This window comes from Thalassospira tepidiphila MCCC 1A03514 (assembly GCF_001662875.1).
Taxonomy (GTDB): Bacteria; Pseudomonadota; Alphaproteobacteria; order Rhodospirillales; family Thalassospiraceae; genus Thalassospira; species Thalassospira tepidiphila.
Genome location: NZ_JPVZ01000002.1, coordinates 614,048 through 632,880, shown reverse-complemented (window position 1 = coordinate 632,880; position 18,833 = coordinate 614,048). Strand labels below are relative to the sequence as shown.

The 18,833-nt window shown below is 54.1% G+C and carries 16 protein-coding genes; 11 read left to right on the top strand and 5 right to left on the bottom strand.

The features are described from left to right. Positions 1-261 precede the first annotated feature (261 nt). The gene (locus TH4_RS06930; protein ID WP_063085705.1) at positions 262-459 is read left to right on the top strand and encodes a CsbD family protein; all 198 of its coding nucleotides are present in this window, start codon (positions 262-264) and stop codon (positions 457-459) included. 138 nt (positions 460-597) lie between these two features. After that, positions 598-795, top strand: a complete 198-nt coding sequence (locus TH4_RS06925) for a DUF1289 domain-containing protein (protein ID WP_064780421.1) — start codon at positions 598-600, stop codon at positions 793-795. On the opposite strand, the gene TH4_RS06920 is transcribed toward TH4_RS06925, so the two are convergent. Together TH4_RS06920 and TH4_RS06915 are read right to left on the bottom strand one after the other, a co-directional pair. Next, positions 796-2,763, bottom strand: a complete 1,968-nt coding sequence (locus TH4_RS06920; RefSeq protein ID WP_064780420.1) for a sensor histidine kinase — start codon at positions 2,761-2,763, stop codon at positions 796-798. Next, positions 2,756-4,990 (bottom strand): EAL domain-containing protein, encoded by a 2,235-nt coding sequence (locus TH4_RS06915; protein ID WP_157097710.1) that lies wholly within the window; start codon positions 4,988-4,990, stop codon positions 2,756-2,758. The genes TH4_RS06920 and TH4_RS06915 overlap by 8 nt, the downstream gene beginning before the upstream one ends. A 423-nt stretch (positions 4,991-5,413) precedes the next feature. On the opposite strand from TH4_RS06915, the gene TH4_RS06910 reads away from it, so the two are divergent. The 3 genes from TH4_RS06910 to TH4_RS06900 all read left to right on the top strand — a co-directional run bounded on the left by TH4_RS06910 (position 5,414) and on the right by TH4_RS06900 (position 9,086). Beyond that, positions 5,414-6,187, top strand: coding sequence for a HugZ family pyridoxamine 5'-phosphate oxidase (locus tag TH4_RS06910; RefSeq protein ID WP_064780418.1), 774 nt, complete (start codon positions 5,414-5,416; stop codon positions 6,185-6,187). 218 nt (positions 6,188-6,405) lie between these two features. Continuing rightward, positions 6,406-8,031 carry a phosphoenolpyruvate carboxykinase gene (locus TH4_RS06905; protein WP_064780417.1) on the top strand — a complete coding sequence of 542 codons (1,626 nt, stop codon included), beginning with the start codon at positions 6,406-6,408 and terminating at the stop codon, positions 8,029-8,031. Between the two features lie 179 nt (positions 8,032-8,210). After that, positions 8,211-9,086 (top strand): substrate-binding periplasmic protein, encoded by an 876-nt coding sequence (locus tag TH4_RS06900; protein ID WP_064780416.1) that lies wholly within the window; start codon positions 8,211-8,213, stop codon positions 9,084-9,086. 67 nt (positions 9,087-9,153) lie between these two features. Here TH4_RS06900 and TH4_RS06895 read toward each other — a convergent pair whose 3' ends face one another. Then, positions 9,154-10,836 carry an EAL domain-containing protein gene (locus tag TH4_RS06895; protein ID WP_064780415.1) on the bottom strand — a complete coding sequence of 561 codons (1,683 nt, stop codon included), beginning with the start codon at positions 10,834-10,836 and terminating at the stop codon, positions 9,154-9,156. Positions 10,837-11,295: 459 nt separating this feature from the next. On the opposite strand from TH4_RS06895, the gene TH4_RS06890 reads away from it, so the two are divergent. The 4 genes from TH4_RS06890 to TH4_RS06875 all read left to right on the top strand — a co-directional run bounded on the left by TH4_RS06890 (position 11,296) and on the right by TH4_RS06875 (position 15,517). Continuing rightward, positions 11,296-11,991 (top strand): pyrimidine 5'-nucleotidase, encoded by a 696-nt coding sequence (locus tag TH4_RS06890; protein WP_064780414.1) that lies wholly within the window; start codon positions 11,296-11,298, stop codon positions 11,989-11,991. Between the two features lie 251 nt (positions 11,992-12,242). Then, complete coding sequence (gene dapD / locus TH4_RS06885) at positions 12,243-13,088, top strand: 2,3,4,5-tetrahydropyridine-2,6-dicarboxylate N-succinyltransferase (RefSeq protein ID WP_064780413.1); 846 nt, start codon at positions 12,243-12,245, stop codon at positions 13,086-13,088. Positions 13,089-13,242: 154 nt separating this feature from the next. Beyond that, the gene (dapE, locus tag TH4_RS06880; RefSeq protein WP_064780412.1) at positions 13,243-14,388 is read left to right on the top strand and encodes a succinyl-diaminopimelate desuccinylase; all 1,146 of its coding nucleotides are present in this window, start codon (positions 13,243-13,245) and stop codon (positions 14,386-14,388) included. Between the two features lie 46 nt (positions 14,389-14,434). Then, positions 14,435-15,517, top strand: a complete 1,083-nt coding sequence (locus tag TH4_RS06875; protein ID WP_064780411.1) for a 2OG-Fe(II) oxygenase family protein — start codon at positions 14,435-14,437, stop codon at positions 15,515-15,517. Positions 15,518-15,534: 17 nt separating this feature from the next. On the opposite strand, the gene TH4_RS06870 is transcribed toward TH4_RS06875, so the two are convergent. Then, positions 15,535-16,203 carry a TetR/AcrR family transcriptional regulator gene (locus TH4_RS06870; protein WP_064780410.1) on the bottom strand — a complete coding sequence of 223 codons (669 nt, stop codon included), beginning with the start codon at positions 16,201-16,203 and terminating at the stop codon, positions 15,535-15,537. Positions 16,204-16,349: 146 nt separating this feature from the next. On the opposite strand from TH4_RS06870, the gene TH4_RS06865 reads away from it, so the two are divergent. After that, on the top strand, positions 16,350-17,018 hold the full coding sequence (locus TH4_RS06865) for a glutathione S-transferase family protein (RefSeq protein ID WP_064780409.1): 669 nt from the start codon (positions 16,350-16,352) through the stop codon (positions 17,016-17,018). Between the two features lie 130 nt (positions 17,019-17,148). On the opposite strand, the gene TH4_RS06860 is transcribed toward TH4_RS06865, so the two are convergent. Then, positions 17,149-17,757, bottom strand: a complete 609-nt coding sequence (locus TH4_RS06860; RefSeq protein WP_083997007.1) for a glutathione S-transferase family protein — start codon at positions 17,755-17,757, stop codon at positions 17,149-17,151. Positions 17,758-17,914: 157 nt separating this feature from the next. Here TH4_RS06860 and TH4_RS06855 point away from each other — a divergent pair, with 157 nt between their 5' ends. Beyond that, positions 17,915-18,793 (top strand): LysR family transcriptional regulator, encoded by an 879-nt coding sequence (locus TH4_RS06855; RefSeq protein ID WP_064780407.1) that lies wholly within the window; start codon positions 17,915-17,917, stop codon positions 18,791-18,793. The last annotated feature ends 40 nt before the right edge of the window (positions 18,794-18,833 follow it).

The window sequence follows — 18,833 nt, the reverse complement described above, 5'->3', positions numbered from 1 at the left end:
CGCACCGGACAGCAGGTCTCGGGCCGGTGCGAAAACAACTCCATAAAAAGAACTGTAGGGGGCTATAGCGTCCCGGGCACGATATGGCAAGCACACCACGGGCAATGCTGCCACCCGCTCCTGTAGCCGGTTGCCCTAACCGAATGCCCGAACCGATCTGGCAAAACAATTTGGAACAACACCGCTGCTGCTTCGTTGATTCTAGCAAAGGGCACAACATCCCTTGGTCGAGCAAACCGTCAACCAAAACAGGAGACGATAATGAATTGGGACCAAATCGAAGGACGTTGGAAACAGCTTACCGGTGACGTCAAAAAACAGTGGGGTCGCCTGACCGACGATGATGTCGATACCATTGACGGCCAGCAAGACAAACTGGTCGGCAAGATTCAGGAAGCCTATGGCATTCAACGCGAAGAGGCCGACCGTCAGGTCCGCGAGTGGTTCAATCGCCTTTAAGTGATTTGATTTAAGCCATAACCGGCCATTCCCCCGTTCGTTTCGCGCGCAGCCCAAGATCCTCCCCTTGATTGCTGCGCGCGAAACTGCTTTTTATGGGTCTGAAATCTTTGTTTTCGCGTTTACAGGCCCATCATCATGCCCGTCAAATCCCCCTGCATTGGCACTTGTGTGCTTGATCCGAAATCGGGTTACTGCATGGGTTGTTATCGCACCGGCGATGAAATCGGTTCCTGGATGACCATGAGCGACGGCACCAAAAAACGCGTCATTTCCAAAGCCAAACAACGCCGGGCTGATCACAAAGACGCAGCCCTTTCCCCCTGTTCAGATTAATTAACCCGATTGGGTCATTTCCAAACCGGCCGGGCTTATCGGCGCTTCATCCTTGACCGAGAACGGGCTTTCTTGGGCGCCGTCACGGATCGGGGCGGTTTTGGGCAAGACAATCTGAAACACGGTCCCGGATCCTGGAACAGATGAAATCTTGATCTTCCCGCCAAGGGTGTTTTGCACCACGTTCAAAATGATCGCCAATCCAAGGCCGCTGCCACTCGTCGTGCCGTCAAGCGACCAGAACGGCTCGAAAATCTTGTCGTGATTTTCCGGTGCGATACCGATGCCGTTATCTGCAATTTCAAGAAGGAAATTATCAGCATCCCGTTCGCTTAACCGGATGCTGATTTCGCCTTTTTCGCGGCCGACAAACGCATGTTGATGGGCATTCATGATCAGGCTGAGGATCACCTGATCAATCGCGTCGCTGTAACTGTCGAGATGTGCCGAGGGCGGTAGAACTGCCGTCAGTTTAATGCCTGTCTTTTTGAACTGATTGCGCAATGTCGCCACCAGATCTGAGATAACCTTGCTCAGATCGAAACTGCGATGAATGTGCACAGTTTGATCCGTGGCTGTCTGGTTGAAATGTTTCAGCAATTCTTTGGTCCGGCCAATATTTTTTTGAACAATCCGGTTGCCATCAATAAGCGCATTGATCATCTCAGTGCGTTCTTCATCGAAATCCCCCGCCGTGATCAGGGATTGCTGCAAATCCTGCAGATCATCGGCCATGGTCGTCGTCACCGTAAGGGCATTGCCAAGCGGGGTGCGCATTTCATGCGATACCCCGGCCACAATCCGGCCAAGGGATGCCATGCGCCCCTGAACCAGCAAATCCTTGGTCAAAAGTGCCTGCAGTTCTGCGGTTTGTCGCCGCCGCAACATAAGATACCCGATCCCGCCTGAAAGCACCCAAATCAGTACCAGAACAAGGCATACAAAGATCACCTCTAAGGCCTTGTTTCCCGCCCAGACCTGATAGGCGGGCGAACTTGCGACAATATGGTATCTGGCGGATTCTGATCGCATACTGCCACTTGTAAAACTGCTCAGCATCCGTTCAATCGGAAGGGTTTCGACCTCGTAAATACGGCCCGCATATTCAAAGCCACCTTGCGATTGCACGGATTTGATCCGTTGCCAAAGTTGCGGGTCCACCTGCGCGACCGAGGCGTTATGTTGCAACATAAACCCCCAGTTGCGATCATCTTCTGCCCCGGCCAACCAGTATCCATCCGGATTGACAAGCTCGGTTCGTGTCACGCCGTTAAGTGCCGTTCCATACGGCACCAATGGCGCGCCCATATCCAGATTAACAATCAGATAGCCGACAACGCTCTCATCGATCCCGCTGATCGGTGCAACCAAGCGGGTCGTCGGACGCCAGGGTACTTCGATCTCGCCATTTTCGACATTCAGATCAAGCCTGCTGACATAGACCTGCCCCGGGCTCAATGACCGGGCCGCCTCCATATAGTATCGATCCGATTTATCCTGTAGTTCGTCTTCCGGGGTAACAATCACCTCATTACCGCGCGCATCTACCCGGACAGCTTCCATGCCAGACGGCAAAACGATACGAAGCTGGCTGAAACGTTGCACTTCGCGGGCCAGGGATCTGAAATATCTGATGGTTGCCTCAGGCTGGGTTTCAAATTCCTGTACCGCCGGATGCAGGATCGACAGGTTCACGGTCTGGATGGCGGTTTCATACCATTGCTGCAGATCTGCCGCGCGATGGGTGACGTCAACGACCAACCGACGCACCGTCTGTTCGTCTTCACGACTTGCTTCAAGCGTGTGCCAGAATGTCATCAAACCGAAAAAGATCAGCATCCCGCAAACCGCAAGAAGACTGGTGACCCGCCAAAAGTAACCGTCCTGATGCCAACGGGATTTCCGGCCTTCCACCAGTGGCAAGGTATGGTCCGTCACAGATGGCGAATTTTGCTGCGCGTCAACCATTGTCAGATCGCCCGTCGTTATCGTGGCTTTTCACCCATTCGACAAATTTTTCCGGGGGAAGTCCGGGGCTGTAGAGAAAACCTTGCGCAAACTGAATGCCAAGATCCTTGCAAATTTCTTGCTGATCGGTGGTTTCAATACCCTCTGCAACTGCTTCGATACCAAGGGTTTGCGCAATTCTTGCAGCAGTTGCAGCAACATGACTGGCATACCCGCCTGCCGAAAGGCCGCTGATGAAGGACTTGTCAATCTTGATGCCACGCACTGGCAAAATATCAAGGTGATTGAGCGACGAATATCCCGTGCCAAAGTCGTCCAGCCAAATCTCAAATCCCTGGCGTGCCAGCTTTTGAACACAGGCTGTTGCCTCACCATCATTGGTAAAACGCTGGGTTTCGGTAATTTCAAAACCGACATTTTCCGGGCCAAGCTGATGGTCTTCACAAGCTTCGATCAACCGGTTAATGAAATCGATATTGTCAATGTCATTGGCTGCGAGATTAATCGCAGCCCGCAGAGGCTGAAGACCCTGTTGCCTGAGCATTGCGTTCAGCTTTGTAACCGCCTCTAGGCACTGCAAAGTAATCTCGCCGCTTAGTCCGGCGCGCTCGGCAACCGGGATAAACCGACCGGGGGAAACCGGTTGTCCTTCATCGATCCAACGACACAGAACCTCGCTACCGATGACGGCACCGGTTTTCAGGCAGATTTTGGGTTGGAACACGAAGGTCAGTTTTCGATCCCGCACCGCTTCGCGCAACTTGCCAACCATTTGCAAGGCACTTTGTACTTCATCGGCCATGGACGGCTCAAACTCAGCGGTACCCCCCGGGGCCCTCTGCTTTTGTTTCAGCAATGTCAGCCTTGCTGCGCGCTGGATGTCGCTGGCACGGCGGCCTTGCGGATTGCCGCGCACAATCCCGATGGTCCCGCGCACCACCACCGGGCTCCCGACCACTTCGAACGTCTCATCAAAAATTTCTTCAATGGCTGAAACTTCGACCTTTCCGGTGCTGTCAACAAGACCAAGCGTGTATTCCCCGACGCGCGCGACCAATACGTTGTCACCAACAACCGAGCGCAGCCGATCATAAACCGCGGTGATGACCCGATCGAAGTAATTCACGCCAAAAGCAACGCAAAACTGTGCGGCATCTTCAATCGCGACCATCGCAACAATTGCCGCGTCACTGCCATTTCGCGTCATATGCATCAGTTCGCGATCAAACGCGTTCTGATTGGGAAGTCCGGCACGCTGATCGACAAATGCCAGCTCCGCCAACTCTGAAATCAAGGCCAGATTGTCAAAACAGATCGCAAGATTGGTGGCAAACACCTCAACCAGGACGATATTTTCCGGGCTTAAGACCTGATCATGAACGAAATAGATCAACAATCGGCGTCCGGTGTCGCTTCGATGGCTAAACAGGATCTTGTTGCCGGAAATGACCGGTGCCGTACCGTTGTTATCCCCCGCTGAAATCAGGTCATGATCGATATCTTCGACGTCCGTAAGTCTTTTCCCGACGTAGGATGCAAACCGCCCGATACCGGAAAGTACCACAAGGTTATCTTCCTGATCAGACAACTCGGCAAGTGCGCAGACACCACCTTCCGGGCTAACCCGCAGGATGGCTGCAAGCTGGGTTAAAACCCCCTCGGCAAAGATATCGATACTCTTGTTTTGGTAAAGGTACTGGGTGCCCTCGATCACCATTTCCAGACCGGCGCGCGTTCCCTTAAGCGCCCTGACATAATCAACCGTCCGGATCGCCGTTGTCAGCGACGTGACAAGACGGGTACGGGTCAACTCGTCCTTGGACCAGTAGTCGTCAATCTCGTAATCACGGATGACCTGTTTTTCAGGCGCATCACCGGGATAACCGGTCCGTAAAATGATGCGTTGCTCGCGATATCCTTCGGCGCGGAGTTCCTCGACCAGACGCAATCCGCTGTCGGGTCGTTCCATGACGACATCAAGCAAAATCACTGCGATGTCGGGTGTCATATGAAGGATTTTAAGCGCTTCTTCAGCCGAAAAAACATGAATCAACTCAAGCGGTCGGCCAAGAATCTGCACCCTGCGCAGCGCGAAGTCAGTCGCCTCATGTACGTCATTGTCATCATCAACGACAAGAATCCGCCACGTTCGATCACCTTGCCGCTCATCATCCGTGTGAGAACCTGCCTTCAACGGCCAGGTTTCCGACATAACTGGCTCAATCAACGTTGTATCCTTTGTTCAATCGCGCCGCTGGAAAACGAAATCCGTTTCCCAGACCGCCAATTGTTTTTCTGCACACACCAGATCGGTAACACCCATTTCCCTCAAAATGGATACAAACGACCTTGGCAGTCTCCCCGAAACCTCTCGCTAAAATTCATCACAACAACACATGCTGATATGCGATATGGGATCACGCAAAACGGATTACAGCCCTGTGACCGGCAATTTTCGAGCCCATCCGTCGTCACATCGTCCGTCACGCGATCCCATTACTACAGGTGCGTACGCGATTTATTTTTTCAACCTATGGATTACTAACCTTTGCAACTTTATCGTGATCAAAACAGGTTTTCGGTTTGGTTGCGCGGCAGGCCAGTTGGCTTTATCTGTTGATGGGCAACAACCACAAGGCACCGGCATTCCATGTCATCAGATACCGCACCGTCATCACACGCCCTGCGCCAGATGCTGCGTCATGCCAGACGGGCCGTTCTGGCAACAACCGCGCACGATCATGCTCAGATCCCTGATGGCTGGCCGGTGACATCGATGGTTGTTCCGGCCTGCGACATCGATGGCACGCCCTGCCTTCTGATTTCTGAACTTGCTGATCACACCCGTCATATCAAGGCCGACAATCGCGTTTCGCTTCTGGTGACAAACCACGATCTGGCCGAAAACAACGATGGTACGGCCACAATTGAAACCGATACCGCCCGATTGACCATCTTCGGGCGCGCCATGCCGGTAAGAGCCGCCACTGACCTTGACCGGGTGAAAAGACGCTATCTGCAAACCCATCCCGATGCCGCCCAATATGCCGGGTTTGCCGATTTCGGGTTCTATCGGGTGGTAATCACGGCTGCCTATTGGGTGGGCGGATTTGGCAAACAACGCCGCCTTTCGGCTGACAAACTGATCCTGCCAGACTGTCAGGCACTGATCGACGGCCATGACGGGATCGTTGCGCATATGAATGCCGATCATGCCGATGCCCTTTCTGGCATCGTTGGTCACTTCACTACTGCCGACCCCAGTGTTGGCTGGCAGATGCAATCGATTGATTGCGATGGCATGGTTCTGAGCGCCAATTCTGACGATATCGCACCGCTTAGAATCGACTTCCCGGCCCCGGTCCGAACGCCGGACGAGGCACGCGAAATTTTGGTCAAAATGTGCAAAATATGGCGCGCATAAGTCGGACCATTTGTATTCTGAACATTAAACCCGCGACCCTGAAAATGTAATTTTCGCAAACGCAAAAACACTTACGTTTTCCTAGGTATAAGGCAAAAGGAGCGGTTGCTTTTAAGACACCTTTGTAACAATATGTCTCAGCGCTTCCAATTACCCACAATTGGCAGTGTAAAATAGGACATTAACCCCCAGATTTTCATTCCCACCAGGAGAGTTTCGTGCTGCAATCAGGACCCGTTGTCAGCCGTGTAGGCCTTGAAACCCATGGCCTCAAAAACCTTGGCGCCGTTCACTGGAACCTTGACGCTGCCGGCCTTTATGAACATGCGATCCGTCGCAACGAAGGTAAAATCGCCAAAGGCGGTGCCTTTGTAGCCCTTACCGGCGAACATACCGGCCGTTCCCCGCTGGATCGCTTCATCGTCGAAGAAGAAAGCACCAAGGCAGATATCGATTGGGGCGATGTAAACCGCCCGGTCAGCCCGGAAGTATTTGAGCGCCTCTATCAGAAAGTGCGCGCATATTTCCAGGGCACCGAACTGTTCGTTCAGGATTGCTTTGCCGGTTCCGATCCGCGTTTCCGCCTGCCGGTGCGCGTGATCAACGAAAACGCATGGCATAACCTTTTTGCCCGCAACATGTTCATCCAGCCGCAGAAAGAAGAACTGCGCGACTTCGCGCCGGAATTTACCATTCTGCATGCACCGGGCCTTCAGGCAGACCCGCAAGACGACGGCACCCGCTCCGAAGTCTTCGTGATGGTCAGTTTTGAGCGCAAAATGGTCATCATCGGCGGCACCTGGTATGCCGGCGAAATGAAGAAATCGATCTTCTCGGTTCTTAACCACATCCTTCCGGCCAAGGGCGTCATGCCGATGCATTGCTCGGCCAATATGGGCAAGAATGGTGACACCGCCGTGTTCTTTGGCCTGTCGGGTACCGGTAAAACCACGCTTTCTGCCGACGCATCGCGCACCCTGATCGGGGATGACGAGCACGGTTGGGGCGAAGACGGCGTCTTTAACTTCGAAGGCGGCTGCTATGCGAAGGTGATCAAGCTTTCCAAGGAAGCAGAACCGGAAATCTTCGCAACGACCGAGCGTTTCGGTACCGTTCTTGAAAACGTTGTGATGAACAAGCAATCGCGCGAGCTTGATCTCGACGATGCCCGTCACACCGAAAACACCCGTTCTTCCTATCCGATCGAATTCATTCCGAATGCGTCGGAAACCGGTCGTGGTGGCCATCCGAAAAACATCATCATGCTGACCTGTGATGCCTTTGGCGTTCTGCCGCCGATCGCAAAGCTGTCCTCGGCACAAGCGATGTATCACTTCCTGTCGGGTTACACCGCGAAAGTTGCCGGCACCGAAAAAGGTGTCAAGGAACCGACTGCTGCGTTCTCTGCCTGCTTCGGTGCGCCGTTCATGCCGCGTCATCCGTCGGTTTACGCCAAGCTGCTTGGCGAAATGATGGAAAAACACGAAGCCAATTGCTGGCTGGTCAATACCGGCTGGTCCGGCGGCGGCTATGGCGTTGGTTCGCGCATGAAGATTGCCTATACCCGTGGCCTGCTGAATGCTGCGCTGAATGGCGATCTTGAAAATGCCGAATTTGCGACCGATCCGTTCTTTGGTCTGGCCTATCCGACCGCATGCGGCGATATCCCGGCCGATGTTCTGAACCCGCGCGAAAGCTGGAAAGACAAGGCTGCCTATGACAAGGCTGCCACCAACCTGACCGGCCTGTTTGAAAAGAACTTCGCGAAGTTCGAAGAACATGTCACTGATGATGTCCGCGAAGCTGCCATCCGCAACAGCGCGGAAGTCAAAGCCGCCGAATAAGTTCGGGCATTGATATTCAAAAAGGCCGGTGTTTGACACCGGCCTTTTTTGTTGCGTGACTATTTGTAAATCTTTCTACCTTAAATTGTTTCATGCATCGCGCGAATAACGCATCCTTATCCGCCAAAGCGTGATAGCATATTGATTTCGTTATTCTTCTAGAGCGGTTAAAAAATATCGTGGGAAAGTGGGCCGGTATTCTTTCATATGTGCCTTTGCGCCGCTCTGCTATCGGCGCGCGCCAACATCTGCGCATGGCCAGCAAGATCGTTGGCCTGACCCTTGGTGCCTTGGCCCTGCTTGGCACAATCAGCGCGGCATCGGCCCAGAACACCCTGATCCCCCCCGCTGGTAACCAGCGTACCGTTACGCTCGCGTGCAATCCGTTCCCGCCCTCAAAAATTGCCCAAAATGCTGCTTTGCCGGGCTATGACATCGAAATATTGCGCGCCGCTTTTGCCACGCGCAACATCACCCTGATCACGCCATTCTACCCTTGGCGACGGGCCTATTTCCTTGCCAGTACCGGACAGGTTGATGGCCTGTGTTCGTGCAGCTACCTGCCTGAACGCGAAGAGGATATGTTTTACTCCTACCTGCTCGGCCATGTCGGGGTCGCTTTCTATGCGTTTGGGGAGACCGCCCTGCAATCACTGGAAAAGATTTCTGATGCCAGAAACATGATCATTGGTGTGGTCAGCGGTTACAGCCTTGAATCAACCGCGCGTGCAGCCGGTCTTGATGTTCTGGTGGTCAATAACGAGGCCACCCTTCTTAATATGCTGCTGTCACGTCGTATCGATGCCGCCCTGTCCTACAAGGCGCCGATGGAGTACGAGCTGCATCATTCGCAACACACCATCACCGATATCGAGAATGTCCATTCCAAGGTGATTTCGACCAATCCCTACTTTGCCTGCATCTCGCGCCAAGCAAGGGACCCAAAGACATTGCTCAGGGAACTGAACAACGGGCTTATGGCGATCCGGGAAAATGGCCTGTTTGAAAAAATCCTCGCCCGATATGGCGTGACTTCCGAGGACAGCAAAAACTGATCGGGCCAGTTAACGCCGCTTCGCGCGGCTCAATTTCCCCGACCGGGACTGTCTTTGCCTGCCAGTATCACCGTTTGTACACAGAATCACGCCAGTACAGCGTAATGTCGGCCTCTGGCTTGCCGAACAGATAGCCCTGCGCATAGTCAAAACCGGCCTTGGTCACAAGTTCGCGCATCTTGTCTGTCTCGATCATCTCGGCGACAACCTCGACATTGATGTCGTGGCACAAATCGACAAGCGATCTCAGGAACGCCAATCCCTTGGCTGTCTTGGTCGATTGCCGGATTGATTCGCCGTCAATCTTTACATAATCGATATCCATTGCGCTGAGATACCGGAAGTTCGACGCACCGGTGCCGAAATCATCAAGGCAGATCTCGACCCCGAATTCACGGAAACGGGCAATCCATTTTGCCGCCGTATCGATATCGCTGATTTCGGCGGTTTCGGTGATCTCAAGCATCAATTGGCCAAGTGCTTCGCGATGGCGCTCAAACAGCGCAATCACAGACCGGCAAAAATCCGGATTTCCCAACGAATGGCCGGAAATATTCACAGCAACCCGGGCGGTTATCCCCTGATCAAGCTGGGAGGTGATCCATTTAAGGTTTCGGCGCAACATCGCCAGATCAAGACGATGGACCATATTGACCTGCTCGGCAAAGCTGACCAGTTCCTGTGTCGGGATCAGTTTGCCATCATCGTCATAGAACCTTACCAGCACTTCGAAATGATGGATTTCCGCATTCGGCAGGCGCACAATCGGCTGATACACCGTATCGAACTTCAACTGATCGACCCGGGTGCCAAAATCCTGCATCGCCGAAAAGGTATTGTTGACGAGATTATCCGCCTGCCCCATCAGGCGCGAAAACGTAAAGCTGTGCTCCTGCCGGTCACAGAACCGCCGGATGGAATACAAAACCCCGCGCGCCAGATCGCCCGGCGGGATCAGCTCGGCGGTAAAATCGGTCACCGATGAACTGACCTCGATGCCAACCCCGGTCGGATCGGCATCGCGCACACATTCCTCGATCCGTTTTTCAAGATCGCCAATCGGGACATCTGCGCGATGTAACATGCCAAATTGTTCTGTCCCCAGTCGCCCGGCCGTGTCGCCCGCAACCGAATGGGCGCGCAGAAAGGCTCCGACGCTGGCCATCATTTCCGCCTGTTCGATCTGTTTCATCCGCGCGCATAGCGGATCAAACGCATTGAGGGTCATCAGGGTAAATTTGTGCTCGATCCCGGTTTCCCGGCGCGCCATCAACCGTTCCGTGACGACCTTTGACAGGCTTTCCTCATCAAGAAGTCCCGTAGCAGTGTCGCGCTGAAGGCTGGCGGCAACATCAGGCGACAGGGCATTGATCGCAACCCTGAGCGCGACAAAGAAATGATCGCCAAGATCAGGCAGGAAATACCCGCTCATGGAAACCGGCGGGCTTAACATGTCGGCCTGCTGATTGAAGCGGACCTGAATATTGTCCATGCGCCCGCGGCGGCGCGCGACCCGCAACATCTCTGTCACCAGCGGGCGATACTGTTTGGCCAGGAATTGGATGAACGACTTCCCCGACAGATCTTGTGGCCCATGCCCCAAAATCCCGTCTGATGCGCCAGAGGCAAAAACAATGCGCAGATCTCCGTCCAGTTCCAGAAGAAGATCCCCCCAGACAAAAGCCAATGCCGCAAAACGGTTTCTCTCTTTGCGCAGTTCGGTTGTTCGCGCCTTTATAAGTTTATCCAATGCACCCTCTCACGCTGCCCGGATCAACAAGTGATTCCCTTCCCCCGAGCACGGAAACCAGTCTGATCGCCTTAATGGCTTTCGGTCATTTTCACTGCTTCTACTTAACAAGGGTTTTACAAAACCTGAATTTCCTATGCGGACGGATAATAATGTCCTCGCCCGGTTTTCCGGGCCGAACCTCCATCACATTTGATACGCGCAGCCCAAGGCCCCAGATGCGGATCCCAAACAAGAACCCAATATATGTTTGCTCTTTTTGGCCGTTTTAAACCCCTGTGCCGTTCTCGCTTGGCTCCCTGCAATTCAACGGCGAACAAATGACCACGGGTACACCATTTGTAGTTCTGATTGATCCTGATGGTTTGCAACGCCGTAAGGATCGCATACAAATGTCGACTGCCTGACACGCGCGCCAGGCACGTCTGTCCAACAAGCATATCCGGAAGGCCCCAGATCATGACCACCGCCCCGAAACGCAGATCCGAATTGCCCCGTGTCGACGATGACAGCGTTCTGATCTTTGATCTCGACAACACGCTTTATCCGGCGGCCTGCAATCTGTTTTCACAGGTGTCTGATCTGATCGGGCAATATGTCCGTGATGCGCTGAAGCTCGAGGCAACCGAAGCCCACCGGGTGCAAAAGGACTATTTCCATCGCTATGGCACCACCTTGCGCGGGTTGATGACCGAACACGAAATCGATCCGGCCGATTACCTTGCCAAGGTTCATGACATTGATCTGTCCGTGGTCGACCCGGCACCGGATCTTGCCAGCGCGCTGAATGATCTTCCGGGCCGTAAACTGATTTTCACCAATGCATCACGCGGCCATGCCGAACGGGTGATGGACCGCCTTGGTATTGCTGATCATTTTGAAACCATCTTTGACATCGTTGATGCCGAATACATCCCCAAGCCCAAGCAGGAACCCTATGACCTGCTACTCGCGCGCGATGGCATTGACCCGACCCGTGCGGTCTATTTCGAAGACATGGCCAAAAACCTTCTGCCGGCCAAGGATATGGGCATGACCACCGTCTGGGTGCATACCGATCTTGAATGGGCGCAGGCCGGTCGCGATGATCCGCGCATTGATCATGAAACGGATGATCTTGTCGGCTTCTTGCGCGGGCTTAACACCGGATCGTAATCCCCCCGTTAAAGCTGCGCCCAGTCAGGGTGGTTCACTTCCCTGCTACCGGTCAGGGAAGAGCTGATTTGTCATCGTTCCAGGATTGAGCTTGGCGGAATGATCGGCTATGTCTATCGGCCATACGGGATCAGGAACGGAAATCTGCCTGACACAGGCGTTTCTACGTAAACTGGCGGAGTTGACTTGCGCGCGCGCATTGACCATTCTCCGCCGACGCAATTTTGGCTGACCGCAAGGACCTTCGAAAAATGAACAGAACCGAGCTTGAAGGCGTGATCAACGTCGCATGGGAAAACCGCGACGAGATTAACTCCTCTACCCAGGGTGAAATCCGCAAGGCTGTTGAACAGACGCTTTCCGCCATGGATTCCGGCGACCTGCGCGTTGCCGAAAAGACCAATGGCAAATGGGTTGTCAATCAGTGGGCAAAAAAGGCGGTTCTGCTGTCCTTCCGTCTCAATGACATGACCACCATCGCAGGCGGTCCGGGTGAAAACACCAACTGGTGGGACAAGGTCCCGTCCAAGTTCGAAGGTTGGGGCGAAGCCGAATTTAAAAAGGCCGGTTTCCGTGCCGTTCCGGGCAGCATCGTGCGCCGTTCGGCCTATGTCGCACCGGGCACCGTTTTGATGCCGAGTTTTGTGAACCTTGGCGCCTATGTTGATACCGGTGTCATGGTCGATACCTGGGCCACGGTTGGATCCTGCGCACAGATCGGCAAGAACGTTCACCTGTCGGGTGGTGCCGGTATCGGTGGCGTGCTTGAACCGCTTCAGGCCGGCCCGGTCATCATCGAAGACAACGCCTTTATCGGCGCACGTTCGGAAATCGTTGAAGGTGTGATTGTCGAAGAAGGGGCCGTGATTTCGATGGGTGTCTTCATCGGCGCATCGACCAAAATCATCGACCGCACCACCGGCGAAACCTTTGTCGGTCGCGTTCCGGCCTATTCCGTGGTCGTTCCGGGCAGCATTCCGGGCAAACCGCTTCCGGATGGCACCCCGGGGCCGAGCCTCTATTGCGCGGTCATCATCAAACGCGTTGATGAAAAGACCCGCTCGAAAACCTCGATCAACGAATTGCTGCGCGACTGATCTGCGACACACAATGTGATCATGATATAAGGGGCGAAACGCATGGCTGTTTCGCCCCTTAATGTATATTTGTTCCTATTTTGTTTCACGTGAAACATAATAATAGGTACAAATTCCTATATAGACGCAAACCACTAAGACCAAGAGAGTGCCAATGTCGACCGCCCTTGAACTTGCACAGTCCCTGATCCGCTGCCCGTCGGTAACACCTGCCGATGAAGGCGCGCTTGATGTGTTGCAGAAGGCGCTTGAGGCACGGGGATTCAAGTGCACGCGCAAGGTCTTTGATGGCGATGACAGTGATGCTATCGACAACCTCTATGCCCGCCTGGGGACCAAGGGGCGCAATTTCTGTTTTGCCGGCCATACCGATGTGGTGCCCGCTGGCGACGTTGCCGCCTGGACCGTCGATCCGTTCGGCGGCGAAGTCAAAGACGGCCGTCTGTTTGGCCGGGGTGCGGTGGACATGAAAACAGGCATTGCCTGCTTTGTCGGCGCGGTCGATGCGTTCCTTGCTGCCCATCCGGATTTCGATGAAAGCATCTCGTTCCTGATCACAGGCGACGAAGAGGCTGACGCGATCAATGGCACGGTCAAGCTGGTCGAATGGTGCGATCAGCAAGGCGAAAAGTTCGATTGTTGCATCGTCGGCGAACCAACCAATCCAAAATATCTCGGCGAGATGATGAAAGTCGGCCGCCGTGGCTCCATCACCGGCTGGTTGACGGTTTATGGCGCACAGGGCCACGTCGCCTATCCGCATCTGGCCGACAACCCGGTGCCGCGCATGATCAAGACGCTTGATGTGCTCAATTCCCGCGAGCTTGATCAGGGCACCGATCATTTCCAGCCGAGCAACCTTGAAATCACCACGGTTGATGCCGGAAATACCGCGACCAACGTGGTTCCGGCCAAGGTCAGTGCAGCGTTTAACATCCGCTTTAATGATCAGCACACAGGTAGCGATCTTAAAAAATGGATCGAGGATGTCTGTGCCGAGCATGCCGGTGCGCACGATCTCAAGGTCAAGATTTCCGGTGAGGCGTTCCTGTCCAATCCGGGCAAGCTCGCCAATCTGATTGCGGATGCCTCGGAAAAGGTTACCGGCAAGCGGCCTGAAATGAGCACGACCGGCGGCACATCCGATGCGCGCTTCATTCAGAAATACACCGAGGTCGCCGAATTCGGTCTGGTCGGACAAAGCATGCACAAGGTCGATGAACACGCGATGGTTGATGACATCGAAAACCTCACAAGAATTTACAGCGAAATTCTGTCCGGTTATTTTACGACTTCGTGATCAAAGAAGACGTGTTTTCTTTTTCTGATTTTTTGGATTTTCGGACATGACTGGTACATCGCAACAGCCCCCAAAGACCAAAAGTCTGGAAGTGGGAGACTTTGTTCCCAAGATTGTGCTCCCCGATACCACGGGGGAAAACATCGACCTGACCTACCAGCTCATTGCCGGAAACACATTGGCCCTGTGGTTTTTTGATGAAAAACCCGGCAAGGCCGAGTGGGAGAAAATTGATCAGCTTCGTGATGCGACCGCAGATGCCGAAGTGCTGCATTTCATCGTAATTGGCGGAAAGAAAAGCCCGAAGAAATCTGGTAAATCCAGCGCGAAGGCAACCGAGCTTTATGACGCGGAAAACAAGGTGCGCATGCTATTTGCCTGTCCTGGCGGCAGTGTTGCCCTGATTGATCCTAACCATCGTCTAAGCAAAATCGGCTCAATGGCCGATCTTGATGATTTTATCACAAGCTGCAACGCGATTGCGGCACAAACTGCCCCGGAGCCAGCATCCTATCAGGCACCGGTTCTGGTGATGAAGGATGTGCTTGAACCCGAGCTGTGCGCTGACTTGCTGGCCTATTGGGAGGCCGGCGAAAAGAAGGCAGATGGGGTATCTCAAGGTGATATTGGCAGCAACATCGCAAAGGCCAATATCAAGAAACGCAACGACGTGGTCCTGCTTGATGAAGAGCTTTTCAATCGGGTTAAAGCCCGGCTTGTTACGCGCCTGATGCCGGAACTGATGAAGGTATTCCATTTCAAGACTGCCAGTATGGAAGCCTTGCGTATCGGGTGCTATGACTCAGCCAATCAGGGGCATTTTGGCCGCCACAGAGACAATCGTACCGCATTCACTGCCCATCGAAGATTTGCGGTATCTCTGAACCTGAACCCGATTGATTATGAAGGTGGTCAGGTGCGCTTCCCGGAATATGGCCGGGCAGTTTATGCGCCGCCGCCCGGTGGTGCTGTCGTATTTTCATGTTCGCTTTTGCATGAAGCATTGCCGGTTACCAAGGGTCGGCGATTTGCGATTTTCACTTTCCTGACAGACGAGGCCGGCGGGCTGGCCGAGCAGAAAATGATGGCTGAACGCAAAAAGCAAATCACACCGCTTGCAATGAAATAGTCACGAGATCTCGGTAGCTATTTCGCAATTGCTGTCGCCAGATGTTGGTGACGGGAGCGCGAGATACTCTCCCGACTTGCCGCGAGGATATCGTCGGCCGTCTTGTCATCGACTGCACGGCTCAGAACAACTGCCCCGACCAGCATCGCCAACATGGATGTGGCTTCGGCGCGGTAACCATCAGGAACATCTGGCAGCACGGACTCACCGTCCATCGGGACAGGTTTATCCATGCCCGGAACACCGTCTTCCTTTGCCAGTTTCCAAGCAAGTTTGCCCGATGCCTGATCAATCAGTTTTGAAAACGCTGCACGCGCCTGATCGCCGGAACGTGAGACTTCGGACGACAGGGTTGGCAGCGCACATCCAAATTCGGGGTTATCAACATGCACCCGTGACAGATAGAGTTCGGCAAAGGATGTCACCCAGTCGCTTCCCGACAGCTCGGCCTTGCGCAATTTTGCCAGCACGGGCGATGACAGAAGCGACATGCCGTTTTCAACGCAGGCAACAAACAGGGCTTCCTTGTTCTTGAAGTGGGCATAGAACCCGCCGCGGGTCAGCCCGGCCGCTGCCATGACCTGATCAATCGTGACATTTTCAAACCCGTGCTTTTTAAACAGCGCACTGGCCGCATTGACGATGCGAATGCGGGTTTTGGGCTTATGCGTCGGCGCATAGGGCATTTCGAACTCCACCAGGTAATCGGCACGTCACCGGATGTCTGGATCGGGCGACAGATCGACCATGACACATTCTGATAATATGTTCTTGAACATATTATGGGGGACGTAATCCTGTCTGCAAGTTCACCGAACAAAAGGGTCTTGCCATGTCGGATGTCACAATTATCGGAATGCCGCGCAGTAACCTGACACGCACGGTTCGCATTGCCTGTCTGGAAAAGGAAATACCGTTCGCGTTCAGCAGCCGGAATGTCCAGCCACCCGGCCATCCGCCAACACCGGAACTGTTGCGCAACAACCCGTTTGGCAAGGTCCCGGTCCTGACCCACGGGCAGTTCGTGCTTTATGAAACCGCCGCCATTTGCCGCTATATTGATGATAATTTCCCCGGGCCGTTATTGCGCCCGGTGCATGCCGAAAAAGCGGCCCGGATGAACCAGTGGATCAGTGTCGCCATGACCCGGCTTGATCCGGACATCATCCGCAATTTCGTTATTCCGATGTTCTTTGCCGATGATGTCACACGTCGTGACCCGGCATTTACCACCCGGATGAACGAGATGACGGACCGCATCCGTCATGATCTTTCTGCCCTTGATGCTGCTTATGGCGATGGCTGGGTTTGTGGTGACCGTTTCACCATTCCCGACATGATGATCATGCCGATGATCCATTACCTGAACGCGATGCCGGGCGGCCCGGAAATGTTGGCAAACGCGCCCAATGTCGAAGATGCCTTTGCGCGCTTCAAGGCACGAACTTCTGCCGCCCAGACCGACCCGCTTTTGCCCGAAAAGCTTTTGAAATCAGCCTGACGATTGTACCGCCACCCTGACGTTTCTCCCGTCAGGGTATTCAGCCACCACGGATGGGAACAACTTCCCCCGCCTCCCCCTTGCCTTGGGTGACGTTCCTGTTTGTGGTGGCTGCTTTTTTTTGCGGGTTTTAGGGTGTCCAGGTGATCGGCACATAGCCCGGAACGGCTGTCATCCGGTCAAGCCAGGCGCGAATGCCGGGATAGGGTTCAAGGCTGATTTTGCCGAGCTCGGCCCGGTGCGTGTAGGCATACAGCGAGATATCGGCGATGGTAAGCGCATCGCCGACCAGCCAGTTATGACCTGAAAGCCGCTTTTCCATCAGATCCAGCGCACGTTTGGCACCAGCCTGTTTCATTGGTCCGAGAATATCGGCATGTTCCGGCAGGCCCTTGATCGCATACCAGGAAATCAGAACGGCAACGTTCGGTTCATGGTCATACTGTTCAAAGAACAGCCAGCTCATCATATCGGCCCGGTCATAGGCATCCTCGGGGATGAAATTGGTGCCTTCGGCCAGATAGATCAGAATGGCGTTGCTTTCAGCAAGGGTCCTTCCGTCATCCAGGACAAGGGCCGGAATTTTGCCGTTCGGGTTGACCTTTTCAAGGTATTCGGGCGTGTGGGTTTCGCCTTTCATGATGTCGCGTTCGACATATTCAAACGGTTGACCCAGCATCGAGAGCAGCAAACGGACCTTATAGCCGTTACCCGACATCAAATAGTCGTTCAAAATCATCAGACTCATCCTTGTGGCATATGCATCAAAAGCATTCGCGTTACAGCATTGGCCGGCCGGATTTGATATTTGCCGCTGGATCACAATCGGACAATCGAATAGTTTTGACCCTATTGTTCAAAATTCCTGATCAATTTTTCTGATCAAAGGGGAAGCCATGGATTCCGACCTGCTTAGAAGCTTTGTCGCCTTTGCCGAATGCGGCAGCTTCAACCGTGCCGCCGACCGCATCGGGCGCACGCCATCGGCCTTTTCCATGCAGATGAAGCGGCTTGAAGAACTGGTCGACAACAAGCTGTTTGAGCGCGACGGGCGCAACGTTCAACTGACCCACGAAGGTATCACCTTTGTCGGGTATGCCAGACGGATCCTGAGCCTGACAGATGAGGCGATGGGACAATTGCGTTCGCAGGAAGAAAGCCGTCCGATCCGCATCGGCTGCCCTGATGATTACGCGCAAAAGATTTTGCCAATTGTTCTGCGTGCCATAAGTAGCGTGCATCCAAAGGCGCGCTTTTTCGTGTCGGTCAATCCGACGATCCTGCTCCGCCGGATGCTTGATCAAGGGGAGCTTGATCTGTCGATCATCAGCCGGTCGGAAACAGGCGAAGAGGGATATTTCCTGCGCCATGAACTTGGGGTCTGGGTGACATCGGCGGTTCATAAGCAGCACCTTCTTGATCCGCTGCCGCTTGTCCTGCCGGCCGAGGATTGCAAGTTTCATGCATGGGCGATTGACGCCTTTTCGAAATCCAACCGGCCCTTCACGCTTTATGCAACATCGCGGCAAGCGGCTTCGATGCTGCATCTTGTGCGCGACGGGTTGGGGGTTGGCGCCCTTGCGGCGGCCAGTGTGACCGACGAATTCAAAATCCTTGATGCGCGGGACGGATTTCCGCCACTGCCAGCCGTCGGTGTTGCTGTCATGCTGGCCGAAGAAGCCCACCCGCTGGTCAATCGCCAGCTTGCCGGTGCGATCCAGGAATATGTCACCCGTCATCTTGATGATGACTTGACCAGACCGGTCGCAAGCTGATTGGATGCGCCCCCGCGTCGTTTTACCTGTCACCAGCCCG

What these genes read in the sequence shown, in the direction of transcription:
- TH4_RS06930 (WP_063085705.1), top strand. Translation starts at nt 262, where the DNA reads ATGAATTGGGACCAAATCGAAGGACGTTGGAAACAGCTTACCGGTGAC.
- TH4_RS06925 (WP_064780421.1), top strand. Translation starts at nt 598, where the DNA reads ATGCCCGTCAAATCCCCCTGCATTGGCACTTGTGTGCTTGATCCGAAA.
- TH4_RS06920 (WP_064780420.1), bottom strand. Translation starts at nt 2,763, where the DNA reads ATGGTTGACGCGCAGCAAAATTCGCCATCTGTGACGGACCATACCTTG.
- TH4_RS06910 (WP_064780418.1), top strand. Translation starts at nt 5,414, where the DNA reads ATGTCATCAGATACCGCACCGTCATCACACGCCCTGCGCCAGATGCTG.
- TH4_RS06890 (WP_064780414.1), top strand. Translation starts at nt 11,296, where the DNA reads ATGACCACCGCCCCGAAACGCAGATCCGAATTGCCCCGTGTCGACGAT.
- dapD (WP_064780413.1), top strand. Translation starts at nt 12,243, where the DNA reads ATGAACAGAACCGAGCTTGAAGGCGTGATCAACGTCGCATGGGAAAAC.
- dapE (WP_064780412.1), top strand. Translation starts at nt 13,243, where the DNA reads ATGTCGACCGCCCTTGAACTTGCACAGTCCCTGATCCGCTGCCCGTCG.
- TH4_RS06875 (WP_064780411.1), top strand. Translation starts at nt 14,435, where the DNA reads ATGACTGGTACATCGCAACAGCCCCCAAAGACCAAAAGTCTGGAAGTG.
- TH4_RS06870 (WP_064780410.1), bottom strand. Translation starts at nt 16,203, where the DNA reads ATGCCCTATGCGCCGACGCATAAGCCCAAAACCCGCATTCGCATCGTC.
- TH4_RS06865 (WP_064780409.1), top strand. Translation starts at nt 16,350, where the DNA reads ATGTCGGATGTCACAATTATCGGAATGCCGCGCAGTAACCTGACACGC.
- TH4_RS06860 (WP_083997007.1), bottom strand. Translation starts at nt 17,757, where the DNA reads ATGATTTTGAACGACTATTTGATGTCGGGTAACGGCTATAAGGTCCGT.
- TH4_RS06855 (WP_064780407.1), top strand. Translation starts at nt 17,915, where the DNA reads ATGGATTCCGACCTGCTTAGAAGCTTTGTCGCCTTTGCCGAATGCGGC.